The sequence below is a fragment of the Clostridium acetobutylicum ATCC 824 genome (genome assembly GCF_000008765.1).
Taxonomy (GTDB): domain Bacteria; phylum Bacillota; class Clostridia; order Clostridiales; family Clostridiaceae; genus Clostridium_S; species Clostridium_S acetobutylicum.
In genome coordinates, this window is sequence record NC_003030.1 from 3,439,811 (window position 1) to 3,457,568 (window position 17,758).

Below are 17,758 nucleotides of genomic sequence, written 5' to 3' on the forward strand. Positions count from 1 at the left end.
TACAGCCTTTTATTTAGCCTATTTCTTCATTGTTTCCACTTGTAAATTGACTGTTATAAAGATCAGCATAGAAGCCTTTCTTCTCTAATAATTCTTCATGATTTCCTTGCTCTATAACTGAACCTTGATTCATAACAAGTATTAAATCAGCATCACGTATAGTTGAGAGTCTGTGGGCGATTACAAAACTTGTTCTTCCTTGCATAAGATTATTCATAGCCTTTTGTATTGCAAGCTCTGTTCTAGTATCAACACTACTTGTTGCCTCATCAAGTATTAATATTTGAGGGTTTGCAAGTATAACACGTGCAATAGTTAAAAGTTGTTTTTGTCCCTGTGATATATTTGAAGCCTCTTCATTTATTACAGTGTCATATCCATCAGGAAGCGTTCTTATAAAGTGATCTGCATGTGCTGCTTTTGCTGCCCTTATTATCTCTTCCTCAGTTGCTCCATCCTTTGAATAAGCTATATTATCTCTTATTGTTCCATTAAACAACCAAGTATCCTGAAGAACCATTCCAAACATTCCACGAAGGTCATTTCTCTTCATTTCTTTTGTATTTACACCATCTACAGTAATTTTACCTGCATTTATTTCATAGAATCTCATAAGTAGATTTACTATAGTTGTCTTTCCTGCACCAGTTGGTCCTACTATAGCTACTGTCTGACCTGGTTTTACATCTAAGTTCATATCGTTAATTAAAGTAGATCCTTCTTTATAACCAAATTTAACATTTTCAAATCTAACTGCACCCTTAGGGAACTCAACAATTTTAGAATCCTCAGCATCTTGAATTTCTTCCTCTTCCTCAAGAAGTTCAAATACACGTTCTGCTGCGGCCATTGTTGATTGTATTATATTTGCTATATTTGCAGTTTGAATTATAGGCATTGTAAATAACCTATTGTATTGGAAGAATGCCTGAACATCTCCTATAGATATCATTCCCTTTGTTGCAAATATTCCACCTGCAACGCACACTGCAACATATCCAATGTTATTGATAAAGTTCATAAGTGGGAATATAATTCCTGAAATAAATTGTGCTTTCCATCCTGATTTATATAATCTGTCATTTATTTCGTTGAATTTCTCTATCGATTCTTGTTCTTTATTGAAAGCTTTAACTACAATATGTCCAGTGAACATCTCTTCTACGTGTCCATTTATCATTCCAAGCTCTTTTTGCTGTCCTGCAAAGAACTTTTGAGATTTCTTTGCTATAAACATAGTTACAAATCCAGCAACAGGAAGTGTTAGAACACATATAAGTGTAAGCCATCCACTTATTGTAAGCATCATAATAACTACACCTATAACTTGAAGTATTGCTGTTATAAGTTGTGTTAAACTCTGTTGAAGCGTTGTTGCAACAGTATCAAGATCATTTGTAACACGGCTTAGTATTTCTCCATGAGTTTTTGAATCAAAGAACTTAAGTGGAAGTCTATTAAGCTTCTCATCTACATCTTTTCTCATGTTATAAACTGTTTTCTGTGCAACTCCTGCCATTACAAATGACTGCAAGAAACTAAACAACGAAGCTACTGCATATAGTCCTATAAGCTCTAAAATTATTACGCCTATAGCATCAAAATCAATTTTACTACCATACTTATTAATTGTATCTTTTTTAGCATTACTAATCTTTTTCTGAGCCGCCTTTATTTGAGCTTGCGCCTTAGTTAACTGCTCTTCTCCCTTTGTCATTTGAGCTTCTGCTTCAGCTACCTTAGGAACTTGAGCCATCATAGGATTAGCTTTTATTTGAGCATCTAATTTTGCCTTTTGAGCATCTAAATTTGATTTTTGTGTACTTAACTTTTTAGCGGCATCATTTACTTTTTTCTCTTGAGGATTTATTTTACTTAATATAATCTTTCCTTTAATTCCGTCTGCAAGCTTTGTTGTTGCATTACCCATAATCTTAGGTGAACGAACATTAAAACATACACTAAATATTGCTGCTATTACAACTATTAAAAATCTCATTTTAAAAGGTGCTAAATATTTAAGAAGCTTTCTGAAAGTCCCTTTAAAATCCTTTGCCTTTTCTGCTGGTCTTCCCATTGGTGGACCGCCACCTGGGCCTTTACTCATTCCAGTGGATTTTTTTCTCTCACTCATGCCATTTCCTCCTCACTAAGCTGTGAAGCCACTATTTCATGGTATACATCACAGTTATTAAGTAGCTCTTTGTGTGTTCCAATTCCAACTACTTTTCCTTCATCTAAAACTATTATTCTGTCAGCATTCATTATTGTACTTACTCTCTGTGCCACTATTATAACCGTTGAGTTCTGAGTTTCTTTACTTAATGCAGCCCTAAGCTTCGCATCTGTTTTAAAGTCAAGTGCTGAGAAACTATCATCGAATATATATATTTCAGGTCTTTTAACTAAAGCCCTTGCTATTGAAAGACGTTGTTTCTGTCCTCCAGATACGTTACTTCCACCCTCTGCTATTTCTGATTCAAAACCATCCTTCATGTTAGATATGAATTCTGTTGCCTGGGCAATCTCAGCTGCATGTTTTATATCTTCAAAATTAGCATTATCATTTCCAAATTCTATATTTGAAGTAATGTCTCCACTGAAAAGTATTGCCTTTTGTGGAACAAATCCTATTTTTGATCTTAATTCGTTTTGTGTCATCTTTTTAATTTCTTTTCCGTCTACAAGTATTTCTCCATCACTTGCCTCATAAAATCTAGGGATAAGATTTATGAGAGTTGATTTTCCAGAACCAGTTCCACCTATTATAGCTGTAGTTTCTCCTGGTTTTGCGCTGAAAGAAATATTTGATAATGCAAGTTCTTCTGCTCCCGGATAGCTAAATGATACATTCTTGAATTCCACATATCCTTTTTTATCCTCAGCTGATTTCTCAGGATTTTTAGGGTCTTCTATTTCTGGTTTCATATCAAGAACTTCATTTATTCTTACTGCGGATGCTTGGGCACGTGGAATAAGTACAAACATTACAGCAACCATAAGAACTGATATCATTATTTGCATAGCATATTGAGTAAATGCCATCATATCTCCAACTTGCATACTTCCTGCATCTATTCTCTTTGCTCCAAACCATATAATTGATATACTTGTTAAATTCATTACAAACATCATTATAGGCATTAATCCTGCCATTATTTTATTAGCTCTAATTGCAAGATTAGTATAGTCAGCATTTGCTTTTGCAAAACGTTCTTTTTCAATTTCTTGTCTATCAAAAGCTCTTATAACTCTTATACCTGTAAGTCCTTCACGTAGCACTAAGTTTATCTTATCTATTTTTTTCTGCATTACTTTAAAGTATGGAACAACTATTCTTCCCATTATTCCTATGACAATTGCTAAAAATGGTATAGCAACTGCTAAAACTATTGTCAATTTTCTATCCTTCTGCAATGCTAATATAAGTCCACCTATACTCATCATAGGCGCTGTGATAAGCATTCTTAGCATCATTATAACAACATTCTGTACTTGTGTAATATCATTTGTAGTACGTGTTATTAATGATGATGTACCAATCTTATCAAACTCGTTCATAGAATAACTTTCTACTCTTGTAAATAACTCTTTTCTTATATTTCTTGTAAGTCCCATAGTAATTTTTGAAGCTAAAAGACTAACTAGTATAGCACAAATCATACTTCCTGCCGTTACTAGGATCATCTTTCCTCCTGTTTGCCATATATATGGAACATCTGGTGTGCTAACTCCTTTTGAATTAACTTTTGAAATACCATTGTTTACGATGTCTGACATTAGTGTGGGTAAATACAAGTCAGCCATTGATTGAAAAAATGCTAGGAATAATAATGCTATTACTGATATCCAAAATGGCTTTAACTTTTTTAGTAGTTTAATCATTATTTCATCTCCTTATATATATTAAAACCTTCGTAAAACTCAATCTAGATACGTTCTAAATATTTAGACTCAGCTTAACTTGGTTCTTTATTGATTGTGTTGCTTGTTCATGTAATCAGCTAAATCTAATAAAAGTTCTGCAAATTTTTCACTTTTTTCATTACCCATATATTCAATTAAGCCTTCAATAAACTTCCAAAAATTCTTCTCAGCTTTTTTTAGGAGCTCATCACCCTTTTCTGTAATATGAACTCTTACAACTCTTCTGTCATTTAAGTCCATACTTCTCTCTACAAAACCATTTTTCTCCATACTGTTTATTTGTTGAGTTACAGTTGGTGATGCTATCTTTAATCTTTTACTAAGCTGGGATACCTTAACCCCGCCTTCTTCAACTTCAAGAGATTTTTGTATGCATACTAAAAGCATCATTTCTGCATGAGTTATTCCATCTACATGCTTTGGATGGAACTTAATTTTCCTAATTTGATTAAGTGCTAAAAGTAACTTATCTGCTATCTCTTTTTCTTTATTATCCATTTTATCCTCCTTTAAACACAGTTTTCATTATCACAAATTAATTTATATAAAAATATAATTAGGTTTTTAAATTATTAGCCTAATAAATTATTAGGTAACCTAATTATATTTCTATTTTTATCTTATGTCAATACAGTTTATATAATTTTTATATTTGCATAATATGAGATAAATAAAAGCTTTGAATCTAGATAGATTCAAAGCTTTTATTTATCTCATATTCTTTTCAGTATAATAGGCAATTCCTATAGCTCCAGGTCCAACATGAAGTCCTATTACGGGTCCTATGTCACATATTATAGGATCTACTTTAAACTTATTCTTTATGGTTTCTGCAAGTCTTTTAGCTTCATCATAACAATTTATATGATGAACCGCTATTCCTCCCATTCCAAACTTATCTGTATCCTCTAGAACTCTCTGAACCATGGTTTCTACAGCTCTTTTCTTTGTCCTGATTTTGGCAAATACAGATGTTTTTCCGTCTTCAACTGTAAGTATTGGAATTATTTTTAATAGATTTCCTATAAGCGCACCTGCACCACCTATTCTTCCACCTTTTTTTAGGTAGACAAGATTATCCGGTATAAATAAAAATCTACTTTTCTTCATATTCTCTTCTGCTGCAAGTTTTACTTCTTCTAAGCTTTTTCCATCCATTGCTGCCCTAGCTGCACTTATAGCTGCAAAACCAAGCTGCATACAATTAGATCTCGAATCTAGTATTTCTATTTTGGCATCTTTATACTTTTCAATAACCATGTCTCTTGCAATATGTGCTGTAGAGTACGTTCCACTCATATCCGATGATATGAATATGCATAAGAGCTCATCTCCAACACTTACCACTTCCTCCATAACACTGCACAAATCTTCTATAGACGGCTGAGAAGATTTAGGAATTCCCTTCTCATTCATTTTTTCGTAAAACACTTCATTACTTATATCCTTTTCTTTAAAACTCTCATCATCAAAAGACACACTAAGTGACACTAAATTTATATGGAATTTATTTATCAAATCATTATTCATACAACTTGTACTATCTGTTAAAATCTTCACTGCCATAATACGCATCTCCTATTCATAGAATCATGCCTTCTTCATAACCTTTTATTAATTCACAATATAGCATATATTAATAAAAAGGTAAAGTATTCCTTAGAAAACAAAAACAAAGAACAGAAATTGATGTTCTTTGTTTTATATAGTATCATTATATCGATAAAATCAGCTTACTTCTTCTTTACCTCTATCCCTAGCTGTCATTTTACTATGCTTAGAACCATAAACAAAATAAATTACAAACCCTATAAGAAGCCATGCACCGAATCTTAACCATGTAAACAGCGGAAGATGAATCATCATGTAAAAGCAGAAGAATGCTGTTACTAAAGGAGTAAATGGAACTCCTGGACATTTAAACTTTCTTTCAACATTAGGCATAGTATATCTTAAAACTATTACCCCAAAAGATACAAGTATGAACGCAAATAAAGTTCCTATATTACAAAGCTCCATTATCATTTTTAGAGGCAAGAAACCTGCTATTATGGATACCAACACTCCTGTTATTACCGTGCATAATCCCGGAGTACTGTGCTTCTTGTTTACGCTTGAGAATACCTTTGGAAGGAGCCCATCTCTTGACATAACCATAAATATTCTTATCTGACCATACATTATAACTAATAAAGTTGAAATCATACCTAATACTGCACCAACTCCAACAAGCGCTGATCCCCATGTTATACCTATGCTAGATAAGGCTCCTGGTAATGCGTTATTTATATCAATTTTAGTATAAGGAACTATTCCTGTGAGTATTATAGCTACTGACATATATAACACAACAACTACTCCAAAACATATAAGAAGTCCTTTGGGCACATCCTTTTTAGGATCTTTTGTTTCCTCAGCAGTTGTTGCTATGGCATCAAACCCTATAAATGAGAAAAATATTATTGCAGCCGCTGACATTATTCCATTAACACCATATGGTACAAAAGGATGATAATTTGTAACCTTAACATGAGTAATTCCTAAAAATACAAAGAGAGCTATTATACATATCTTCACTCCAACTATTACATTATTTATCTTAGCACTTTCTGTAACTCCTCTGTATAATAGAAACGTTATTACCAAAGTTATAAAAATTGCTGGTAAATCTACAATTCCACCTGATAAAGGTGATTTTGTAAGAGCATCTGGCACATTTACTCCATAGTTTTTTACTATACCAATAAGCGTGCTGGACCATCCTGAAGAAATTGCTGAAGCCGCTACCAAATACTCAAGCATTAAATCCCAACCTATTATCCATGCTATAATTTCTCCAAAAGCAATATATGAATACGAATATGTGCTTCCTGATACAGAAAACATAGATGAAAGTTCACAATACGTAAGAGAACATAATCCACAGGTTACAGCTGCTACTAAAAATGAAATCACTACAGATGGACCTGCTAATTTTGCTCCTTGTCCAGTGGATACGAAAATTCCTGTTCCAACTACAGCGCCTATCCCTATCGCCGCAAGATCAAAACTTGTAAGTCCCCTTTTAAGATTACTACTGCTGGCTTCATCTTGAAAATCCTCAGCAGTCTTCTTTCTAAAAATCTCCATACACTTCATCCCCCCTAAAATATAAATAAATTCCGCTCATAGAGACCACTTAACTCTAGCCTCCGCAACAATTCACGTCCTGCACCATATGAAAATTTATATAATTATACAAATTTCAATTTTACATTTATATAACCGTATTTTTATTCACAATTTCACAAAACCAAATTGTATAATTATCAAAAATATATGCGTTAATATACATATTATAAAGCCAATACTACTAATAATAACGTAAAACTACAAGTTATGCATTGAATTTTTTTATTAAAATTATTAAAATATAAAGTATTAACTTTATTTAACAAAATCACACAATTGAATAATAAATTATTTTTTTATTCATTATTCAAAAAAACTCTTTAATATTTCTTAGGAAATACTTATATCTTATATTTAGAATTCAACTACATGTTCCTTAACACTACATTAATTTAGAAAGGATAGCTAATTATGAACTTTTTCATTGCAGATAATAATGAATCTGTAGTATCAATGCTAACTGATATCATTGAAGACTATGATATAGGAAAAGTTATTAATACTTCACGCAGTTTAGAATATATAACCTACGAAGCTCTCTTAATAAAAAAGATAGATATACTTATAATGGATTTATTAACGCCTGCCCAAAGTGGCCTTGAAACTATAAAAAGTTTAAAAAATCCTTTTAAAGGTAAGATAATCGTGATATCTCAGATTAGCGATAAAGAAGTTATAGGAAAAGCATACTCTCTTGGAATTGAATACTATATAATTAAACCTATAAACAAACTTGAATTTATAAATATAATTGAAAAAGTATCTAATAATATTCGTTTACAAAAATCTATAAATGATATAAAAAATATATTATCTCTTATGGATGCTGATAAAAAAGTCAAAAAAACGGAAAGCTTTTCTGAGGAAGATAATATTATGCTTTCGGGCGAATTTATTCTCACAGAACTAGGTATACTAGGGGAAAATGGAAGTAAAGATTTATTAGACATTCTTATTTGTATACACAATGAGCTTAATCCCACCTTAAATGATTTTCCTCCACTAAAAAATATATTTCTTAAACTTGCAGAAAAAAAGCTTTCTAAATCGGCCCCTCAAGTTGAAATAAAAAAAGAAATAAAGGCGTCAGAACAAAGAGTAAGAAGAGCTATAGCCCAATCTATGACTCATCTTGCATCACTTGGATTAATAGATTACTCAAATCAAAAATTCGAAGAATACTCTTCAAAGTTCTTCGATTTTTCGGAAATCAGAAAAAAGATGCTAGAGCTTGAAGATGCAGTTATTCCTACCAAATCACATGTTAGAGTCAATATGCGCAAATTTATTAAGGTACTTTATATGGAATCTCTAAAAAAATATAACTAAACGCTCTAAAATAAAAATGAGATGCTGTTTATTTGAGCACCTCATTTTCCCATTTATTTAATAAAAAACACTCTTTTTCTTTTCAAATAGCTTATCAATCTTTATTATATTCAAGAAGAAAAATATGAATATAAGTATTGATGGAAAACCATATCTGCCTTGTCCTTCTGTTACAAAATATACGCAAGTAAACATATAAAAACATACGAGGGAATACAGTGAAAACTTATCCACTTCTTCACTTTTACGCTTTATTAGCTTTGATATAACAAAAATGCTATAAGCTACTATACCAACTGTACCAGGTATGAATATAATGTTTCTTATTAAATTTGTAATCACAAGTAAAAGATGTTCCACCGAACTTCCTAAATTTGCTCCGTTAAAAGCAAATATTATATCATCACCAACGTAATAAGTATTTAAAAGCCTTTTAAGTCCTAGTTCTACAAATCCAATAGGATGGGATATTATCCATTTCTTTGCTGCGCTATTAAGCATATGATTTTTCTGCGTCATATTTGCTTCCTTATAGGTCTTTGTAAGTGCAATGGAATTCTCTACCTTTGTTACATCCATCCACCTTCCCCACTTGTTTTGAGAATTGTTATTTATATATAAAACTATTCCTCCATTATTTGATACAAAAGTAAACTGCCCCATCATCTTTGTGTTTCTATATACAAAAGGTGATATTACAATCAACGACAAAACCAAAACTATAATGGAATTCAATAAAGGTTTGATGAATTTTTTTTCAGTAATAACCTCTACTAAAAATATTGCAAAGAAAAACACTAAGAAAAATGGCTTGGTCATAATTTCAATTCCAGATAAAATTCCTATGATTATATATTTGAACTTGTTATTAGAAAAATACACATTCGCAATTATGAGAAATATTGTAGTAAAGAATATCTCCACAGCAAGAATACTATTATAAAAAATATTGCATGGAAAAAATATAAACATTAAGAATATTATTTTTCTCTTGGCTTCACTTATATTTAATTTTCTAAGCAAACTAAAAAGTGTAACGTAACTTATGAGTGTAAGAACTAAGTTAAACGTTTTTCCTACAATTATGCTTGCACCAAAAAATTTATATACATATCCAAGTGCCACAGCATATCCAACTGAAGTATATGTATCTCCCCACGCTCCTCCAGACGCAATGCTCCTCGCTAATGTATTATAATAATTAAAATCAGAATACGGAGCTGTTTTTACGAATATTACCCAAATAACACAAATAGCAAAGGCTATAATACCCGAAAACAAATAAAATTTTTTGCTTTCTCTATTCATTATTTCACCCAATATTTTACCTCCTATTAAATCAAGTTTTAAAATGTAACTAACTATAATTATACTACACGAAATCCATAAAGATTCCATCAAAAATTATATCATACTAGGATGTGTTTTTATATGTTTTTCCACTTTAATATAGTCAATTAATAATTTATACATACTTAAAAGGCGTTACCATTTAACCTTTTTAATGGTATTCAGCCTGAGTATGAATTTTCTTTTCTGTAATTCTATCTCTTAAATACTAGAGTTTTGGTAAAAACATTGACAATACTATACCTTCGTTATAGAATATAAATATGAATTCCGACTTAAATGGTCAAGATTAAATTTAATATAGTTCAGGAGTGAATTTTAAATGGGAGAAAAACTTTTACAAATTAATAATATACATGCAGAAGCTGATGGCAAAGAAATATTAAAAGGTTTAGATTTAACAGTTGGAAAAGGTGAGATTCATATAGTAATGGGACCTAACGGTGCTGGAAAATCAACTCTTATGAATGTAATAATGGGGCATCCAAAATATAAAATTACGAACGGAAATATAAACTTTGAGGGTGAAGATATAACTGATCTTAAAACAGATGAAAGAGCAAGAAAAGGAATTTTCTTATCCTTCCAAAACCCTGAAGAAGTTGCTGGAATAACAGCTAGTGATCTTATAAGAAGTGCTAGGACTCAGGCTGAAGGAAAGCCAATAAAGCTAATGGCTTTTAGAAAAGAGCTAAAAGAGAAAATGGCATTACTAGAAATGAATGAAAGTTATTCAGAAAGAGATTTAAACGTAGGTTTCTCAGGTGGAGAAAAAAAGAAAAATGAAATATTACAAATGTTAATGTTAAACCCTAAGCTTGCAATTTTAGATGAGACAGATTCTGGTCTAGACGTTGATGCTGTTAAAATTGTTTCAGAGGGAATAAGTAAGTTTAAAAATGAAAATAATTCTCTTCTTATAATAACTCACAACAGCAAAATTCTTGAATCTTTAAAACCTGATTTTGTTCATGTATTATTGGATGGAAAAATTGTTAAAGATGGAGATATCTCTTTAATGAATGAAATAAATACTAAGGGTTTTGTTGACTTTAAAAAAATGGTTTAAGGAGGTGCTCTCATGGAAGCAAAAAAAGACTTATTTAAAAATCTCGAGCGCGGTGTTTATGATATAAAAAATGAAGATAGATACAGCTATAAAGTAAATAAAGGCTTAACTCCAGAGATTATAGAAAAAATTTCAAAGGAAAAACATGATCCAAAGTGGATGTTAGATTTTAGATTAAAATGTCTTGACGTATATAACAAAACTGAACTTCCTAGCTGGGGTCCTTCTTTAGATGAACTCGATATGGATAACATTGTTACTTACGTAAGACCTGATACAGAAATGAAAGGAAGCTGGAATGAGGTTCCTGATGATATAAAAGATACTTTTGAAAAGCTCGGTATACCAAAAGCGGAGAGAGAATCCTTAGCTGGTGTTGGAGCTCAATACGATTCAGAGGTTGTTTACCACAGTATAAAAGAAGACCTCGTTAAACAAGGTGTTATATATACAGATATGGAGACAGCTATAAATAAATATGAAGATATAGTAAAAGAATACTTCATGAAATTAGTTCCTCCAAGCGATCACAAATTTGTTGCCCTTCACGGAGCAGTTTGGTCTGGTGGTTCCTTTGTTTACGTTCCAGAAGGTGTAAATGTTGATATACCACTTCAATCATATTTCAGATTAAATTCTCCTGGCGCAGGTCAGTTTGAACATACTCTTATAATAGTTGAAAAAGGCGCAACCCTTCACTTCATAGAAGGCTGTTCTGCTCCAAAATATAATGTTACAAATCTTCATGCTGGATGTGTTGAACTTTATGTTAAGGAAGATGCAACCTTGAGATATTCAACTATAGAAAACTGGTCTAAGAATATGCTTAACTTAAATACAAAGCGTGCTGTAGTTGAAAAAAATGGAACTATTGAATGGGTATCTGGTTCCTTTGGCTCAAAAATTTCAATGCTCTACCCTATGAGTATCCTAAAGGGCGAAGGTGCTAAATCAGAATATACTGGAGTAACCTTTGCTGGAGAAGGTCAGCATCTTGATACAGGTACCAAAGTTGTCCACGCAGCACCTTATACATCTTCTACTATAAGCGCAAAATCAATTTCAAAAGGCGGTGGAACTTGTATATATAGAGGTTCTGTTAAAGTTACTGAAAACGCTCATCACTGTAAATCTTCTGTTTCCTGTGATTCTTTAATGCTTGATGATATTTCACAATCAGATACAATTCCTGCATTGGATTTAGCTAATGATGAAGTAGATATCGGACATGAAGCAAAAATAGGAAGAATAAGCGATGATGCTATATTCTATCTTATGTCAAGAGGTGTAAGCGAAGATGAAGCAAGAGCAATGATAGTTAGAGGTTTTGTAAACCCTATATCAAAGGCACTTCCTCTTGAATACGCTGTTGAAATGAATAACTTAATCAAGTTAGAATTAAAAGGAAATTAGGGTAGGTGATTTTAGACTATGGAAAATACACTAAAAAAAATAAATAATATTCCCGTAAGAACATGGAGATGGCTCGGGGTAAATAACGTAAATATAAATGAAGCCTTACCTCAAGTAGTTCCTTACAATAATGAATATATAACTTCCGTTAAGAATGACGGAATTGAAGTAAATAAAATGTCTCAGAATATTTCTTCTGACTTCAATGGAACCTGTACTTACACTGGAATAGATGAACTTTCACTTAATCAAGTAAAAAATGATTATAACACTGGTGTTTACGTTCATTCTTCTAAGTACAGTAAATGCAGTGAACCCATTGTTATAAACTATTATATGAATGAAGCTAATAATACTGTAGTTGATAACAACTTAATAATTGCAGAAGAAGGCAGTGAAATCACTGTTGTTGTAAACTATGATTCTGATGAAAACACAACTTCCTTTCACAATGGATTAACTCAAATTTATGCAAAAGCAAATTCTGTAGTAAATTTAGTAAAGATACAAACACTTTCTGGAAGTAGTCTCCATTTAGATGCTCACACTGTTAAAACTGAAGAAAACGCTGTAGTAAACTATACTGCTGTTGACCTAGGTTCAAAATATGCAGTAACAAACTATACCGATGATCTTTCAGGTTTCAGAAGTTCTGCAAACGTTAAGTCAATTTATTTAGGTGATAAAGATAGAGTTATAGATATAAATTATCTAATAAATCACTATGGAAAAGACGCAAGAAGTAATATAGAAACAAGAGGAGCCCTAATGGATAGAAGTAAAAAAACTTTTAGAGGAACTCTTGATTTCAAAAAGGGCTGTAAGAAATCAAAAGGTGAAGAAGAAGAATATACTGTTCTCTTAAGTCCACATGTTATAAATAAATCTGTTCCAATACTTTTGTGTACAGAAGAAGATGTAGATGGTCAGCATGCAGCTAGTGCTGGAAGAATAGATGAAAATAAATTATTTTATATAATGAGCAGAGGTTTTAGTGAAACTGAGGCAAAGAAGCTTGTAATCGAAGCTGCATTTAATCCTATTATAAATCAAATACCATCAGAAGAGATAAAAAATAAAATCTCAACAAGTATTAGAAGGAGGCTGGAAAATGAATAATAAGTATATAAAAGACTTCCCTACCTTAGACCAAGAGTTTAATGGTCATAAGTTTGTTTATCTTGACAATGCTGCTACTACTCAAAAGCCTCTTTCTGTAATAAATGCAGTAAATGACTACTACAGAAAATCAAATGCAAACCCTCATAGAGGAGCCTATGCTTTAAGCGTTAAGGCTACCGACTTATATGAAGGAGCAAGAGATGTTGTTAAGGATTTTATAAATGCAAATAAGAGTAAAGAAATTGTATTCGTAAGAAATGCTACTGAAGCACTTAACTTAGTAGCATATTCTTACGGACTTAACTTTATAAATGCTGGTGATGAAATTGTAATATCTATTGCAGAACATCACTCAAACCTTGTTCCTTGGCAGCAGGTTGCAAAAGCAAAGGGTGCTGTACTTAAGTATTTGTATCTTAATGAAGACGGAATAATTCCACATGAAGAATTTGAAAGTAAAATAACTTCAAAAACTAAAATAGTTTCAGTAACTCACGTTTCAAATGTTCTTGGAACCATAAATCCTGTTAACGACATAATAAAGAAAGCGCATAGCGTAGGAGCTATTGCAATCCTTGATGCAGCTCAGAGCATACCTCACATGGAGGTTGATGTTAAAGCTTTAGATGCTGATTTTGTAGTATTCTCAGGCCATAAAATGCTAGCACCAATGGGCATAGGTGTTTTATACGGAAAAGAAGCTCTTTTAGAAAAAATGCCTCCTTTTATGTTTGGTGGAGATATGATAGAATACGTTTGGGAACAGAAAACAACCTTTGCTGAGGTTCCTCATAAATTCGAAGGTGGTACACAAAATGTAGGTGGTGCCGTAGGTTTAACTGCTGCCATAGAATACTTAAACAAAGTAGGTTTAGATAAAGTATATGCTATAGAAAAGGAACTTACTGCATATGCACTAGAAAGACTTTCTGAACTACCATATGTAAAAGTTTATGGAACAAAGGATGCTTCTAAAAAAGCCGGTGTTATATCTTTTAACGTGGATGATGTTCATCCTCATGATGTAGCTACAATACTTGATTCATATGGTGTTGCAATAAGAACTGGTCATCACTGTGCAAATCCTCTTATGAGGTATATGGATGTAAATGCAACCTGCAGAGCTAGCTTCTATTTTTATAACACAAGAGAAGACGTAGATGCCTTAGTAGAGGGATTAAAAAATACAAGGAAGTGGTTAGGTTATGGATCTTAATTCTATTTATACAGAAATAATAACTGAACACAATGCATCAAAACACAATAAGCACAAAATTGAAGATGCCACTTTAGTTGAAAACGGTCATAATCCAAGTTGCGGAGATGATATAACCCTTCAACTTAAAATTGAAAATAATGTCATTGAAGATGCTGCTTTTATTGGCGTTGGATGTGCTATTTCTCAAGCTTCTACCTCTATAATGATAGATCTTATAAAAGGTAAAACTGTTGAAGAAGCAAAAAAGCTTGTTGAAACCTTTATTGGAATGATAAAAAGAGAGATAACAGATGAAGCTGAGCTTGAGCAGCTTGAGGATGCATTAGCATTTAAAAACATTTCAAATATGCCTGCACGTGTAAAATGTGCCGTACTAGCATGGCATACTTTTGAAGAATGCATTAACGAAAAAAAATAAAGTGTTACGCGAATTTACGCGTAACACTTTTTTTATAATTTATCTCTATCAGCTTTAAGCGTTATATTTATACTAATTCCCATCCCCAAAAGTATCCAAAATACTGGTGCTACAGATATAACACTATCATTAAAAAATGCTGTTACTGTATAACTTAAAAATGCTATAAATATCCCTAAACCAAATATATTATATAGATTGTCCATTTCAGCTCTAAAGTATAATTTAAAACTTGTTATTATGTACATTATAAATAATGCAAGTACAGCCATCAGTGATATACTTCCTGTATTAATAGCTATTTGTAAATACATATTATGTGGTTTGTCTATAATTACACCTTTAAGTACCTTCCTTGCTGGATCATTTTTAGGAAAGAATGCTGCAAAATTATCAGGTCCATATCCCATAATTACAGTATCTTCTAACAGCTTAATTGATTTTCCCCATATGTATCCTCTTCCAGAGCCTATACTTTGCTTTTCATACTCACTACCCTTGCATATCTTTGTAACTTCAGAAGCAGTTGTCTTAAACTTATTTATTATAGCTGTACTCCCTTTTGTACTTAAAGCTCCAAATATAATCACTATCAATATTAGAGGAATAATACCTACTAAAATATTTTTCTTTATTTTCTTTCTTATAAACACAACCGCTGTAATCAACGCAACTACAACTCCAACTAATCCCGCTCTAGAATTACTTCCAATTATATTAATAAAAGCTAATGTTCCTATTATTCCAGTTACAGCTTTATACTTTTTATTTTTCAAACATAAACACAATATAAAAGCTAGACCAACAATCATCCCCATATAGCTTCCAACATAATCAGGGTTATACAACGTTCCATAAACTGTACCCTTTGGGAAACTAAAGCTTAAACCATCTGCATAAGCTTTATACTCTCCTGGTAAAATAACACGTCTTCCAAAATAGCTTTGATAAAAGTCATGCCCTAATATCTGAGAAATGCCTATAATACATATAATAAAAGCAGAACTCATAAGACTTATTATTATTATTTTAAGACTTCTATCATTAGAAACCGAATTTATAACTATTAACAAATTGAGCAAATAAAATATTAGAACAATCATTCCTTCATATCTCTCTAAATACCCAAATAGTGCTATATCTTTATGCTGTGATAAAATAGTTGATATTATTATAAATGCTCCATATATAATAATAGGAATATAAAATTTTGTACTCTCTAATATAATCTCTTTCCTTATAAGTTTGTACAAAAAATATAGCAGCATAACTAAACTAATTATTATAAATACAATCATTTTATAGTAGGAAAAAAAATCAAAATTATATTGTAATCCTGTTAAACTTCTTAGTAATTCACTATCTATTTTTATAGGTTTCAAAAACACTACCAAAGGTACCAAAAAAATTACTAGACTCAACATTAATATAATAAATTTATCATAATCCCTAAATTTCCTACTTGAATCAAGATTAACTACTTTTCCATTTGTCAAAACAAGTTACCTCCATCAACTCATAACACCTTTATTCTCTTCTAATTATATACAATTATCTTAATACAATCAATTTACTTACAAATTACGTTTTGTATTTTTATCCCTTATAGACTATAATTGTACTGTAAATAAATAATATTACAGGAGGTTTTTATTATATGAGAAATTTGTTTAAAAAATTCTCTATTTTTCTAATTATTTTTTCCATAGCTGCTGCAAGTTCCCCAGTGTTATTCACTGCATATGCTTGCCCTATTGAGGAATTATCAACATGTACAAGCAGTACTACAAGTTCTGCTATAGGCTTTATTAAAAATACTACTGGATCTTCTATAAGGATTTCCAATGCTACTAATTCTACTAAAAGAAACTTACCTAAAACTACTACCAGTTCATCTATAAACTTACCTAAAAATACTACTGGTTGTCCTATAAACTTCCCTTGGAACCCTACTGGGTCTCCTATAAATTTCCCTTGGAACTCTACTGCGTCTCCTATTAACTTTCCTTGGAATTCTACTGGTTGCCCTATAAATTTCCCTTGGAACTCTACCGGGTCTCCTTTTAATTTTCCTTGGGATACTACCGGTTCTCCTATAAATTTCCCTTGGGATACCACTGGGGCTCCTATTAACTTCCCTTGGAATTCTACTGGGTCTCCTATAGATTTTCCTTGGAACTCTACTGGGTCTCCTTTTAATTTTCCTTGGGATACTACCGGTTCTCCTATAAATTTCCCTTGGGATACCACTGGGGCTCCTATAGATTTTCCTTGGAATTCTACCGGGTCTCCTATAGATTTTCCTTGGAACTCTACTGGGTCTCCTATTAACTTCCCTTGGAATTCTACTGGGTCTCCTATAGATTTTCCTTGGAACTCTACTGGGTCTCCTATAAATTTCCCTTGGGATACTACTGGGTCTCCTATTAACTTCCCTTGGAATTCTACTGGGTCTCCTATAGATTTTCCTTGGAATTCTACCGGTTGTCCTATAAATTTCCCTTGGGATACTACTGGGTCTCCTATTAACTTCCCTTGGAATTCTACTGGGTCTCCTATTAACTTTCCTTGGAATTCTACTGGGTCTCCTATTAACTTTCCTTGGGATAAAATCCTCAAGCATATACCTAAATATATTCCTACTTTATCGCCATCGAACAACATATTACGCTTATCCCCAATTGACAAAATTGGGTTTAATAAAAAGCCCCTTCATTTAAAATTCTAGAAAGATAACAAA

General features: G+C 32.0%; 14 protein-coding genes. 6 read left to right on the forward strand and 8 right to left on the reverse strand.

From position 1 onward, the window contains the following. Positions 1-13 precede the first annotated feature (13 nt). From CA_RS16885 to CA_RS16905, 5 genes are all read right to left on the reverse strand, one after another. Complete coding sequence (locus tag CA_RS16885) at positions 14-2,134, reverse strand: ABC transporter ATP-binding protein (RefSeq protein ID WP_010966555.1); 2,121 nt, start codon at positions 2,132-2,134, stop codon at positions 14-16. After that, positions 2,131-3,885 carry an ABC transporter ATP-binding protein gene (locus tag CA_RS16890; protein WP_010966556.1) on the reverse strand — a complete coding sequence of 585 codons (1,755 nt, stop codon included), beginning with the start codon at positions 3,883-3,885 and terminating at the stop codon, positions 2,131-2,133. The genes CA_RS16885 and CA_RS16890 overlap by 4 nt, the downstream gene beginning before the upstream one ends. 87 nt (positions 3,886-3,972) lie before the next feature. Continuing rightward, positions 3,973-4,425 carry a MarR family winged helix-turn-helix transcriptional regulator gene (locus CA_RS16895; RefSeq protein WP_010966557.1) on the reverse strand — a complete coding sequence of 151 codons (453 nt, stop codon included), beginning with the start codon at positions 4,423-4,425 and terminating at the stop codon, positions 3,973-3,975. Between the two features lie 210 nt (positions 4,426-4,635). After that, the gene (locus CA_RS16900) at positions 4,636-5,493 is read right to left on the reverse strand and encodes a DegV family protein (RefSeq protein WP_010966558.1); all 858 of its coding nucleotides are present in this window, start codon (positions 5,491-5,493) and stop codon (positions 4,636-4,638) included. A gap of 162 nt (positions 5,494-5,655) precedes the next feature. Next, a complete protein-coding gene (locus tag CA_RS16905) occupies positions 5,656-7,056 on the reverse strand; it encodes an APC family permease (RefSeq protein ID WP_010966559.1) in 1,401 nt (466 codons plus the stop codon). 453 nt (positions 7,057-7,509) lie between these two features. Between CA_RS16905 and CA_RS16910 the strand changes: the two genes are divergently transcribed. Further along, complete coding sequence (locus CA_RS16910) at positions 7,510-8,427, forward strand: response regulator (protein ID WP_010966560.1); 918 nt, start codon at positions 7,510-7,512, stop codon at positions 8,425-8,427. 57 nt (positions 8,428-8,484) lie between these two features. Here CA_RS16910 and CA_RS16915 read toward each other — a convergent pair whose 3' ends face one another. Next, a complete protein-coding gene (locus tag CA_RS16915; RefSeq protein ID WP_010966561.1) occupies positions 8,485-9,747 on the reverse strand; it encodes a membrane protein in 1,263 nt (420 codons plus the stop codon). A gap of 352 nt (positions 9,748-10,099) precedes the next feature. Here CA_RS16915 and sufC point away from each other — a divergent pair, with 352 nt between their 5' ends. The 5 genes from sufC to sufU are packed head-to-tail and all read left to right on the forward strand — an operon-like array spanning position 10,100 to position 15,018. Continuing rightward, on the forward strand, positions 10,100-10,846 hold the full coding sequence (gene sufC / locus CA_RS16920; RefSeq protein ID WP_010966562.1) for a Fe-S cluster assembly ATPase SufC: 747 nt from the start codon (positions 10,100-10,102) through the stop codon (positions 10,844-10,846). A gap of 12 nt (positions 10,847-10,858) precedes the next feature. Next, positions 10,859-12,259 carry a Fe-S cluster assembly protein SufB gene (gene sufB, locus CA_RS16925; RefSeq protein WP_010966563.1) on the forward strand — a complete coding sequence of 467 codons (1,401 nt, stop codon included), beginning with the start codon at positions 10,859-10,861 and terminating at the stop codon, positions 12,257-12,259. An 18-nt stretch (positions 12,260-12,277) separates the two neighbouring features. Beyond that, positions 12,278-13,378, forward strand: a complete 1,101-nt coding sequence (gene sufD / locus CA_RS16930) for a Fe-S cluster assembly protein SufD (RefSeq protein ID WP_010966564.1) — start codon at positions 12,278-12,280, stop codon at positions 13,376-13,378. Beyond that, the gene (locus CA_RS16935) at positions 13,371-14,597 is read left to right on the forward strand and encodes a cysteine desulfurase (protein ID WP_010966565.1); all 1,227 of its coding nucleotides are present in this window, start codon (positions 13,371-13,373) and stop codon (positions 14,595-14,597) included. The genes sufD and CA_RS16935 overlap by 8 nt, the downstream gene beginning before the upstream one ends. After that, the gene (sufU, locus tag CA_RS16940; protein WP_010966566.1) at positions 14,587-15,018 is read left to right on the forward strand and encodes a Fe-S cluster assembly sulfur transfer protein SufU; all 432 of its coding nucleotides are present in this window, start codon (positions 14,587-14,589) and stop codon (positions 15,016-15,018) included. The genes CA_RS16935 and sufU overlap by 11 nt, the downstream gene beginning before the upstream one ends. Positions 15,019-15,050: 32 nt before the next feature. On the opposite strand, the gene CA_RS16945 is transcribed toward sufU, so the two are convergent. Together CA_RS16945 and CA_RS20135 are read right to left on the reverse strand one after the other, a co-directional pair. After that, a complete protein-coding gene (locus tag CA_RS16945; protein ID WP_010966567.1) occupies positions 15,051-16,514 on the reverse strand; it encodes an O-antigen ligase family protein in 1,464 nt (487 codons plus the stop codon). A gap of 157 nt (positions 16,515-16,671) precedes the next feature. After that, on the reverse strand, positions 16,672-17,682 hold the full coding sequence (locus CA_RS20135) for a hypothetical protein (protein ID WP_010966568.1): 1,011 nt from the start codon (positions 17,680-17,682) through the stop codon (positions 16,672-16,674). Between the last annotated feature and the right edge of the window lie 76 nt (positions 17,683-17,758).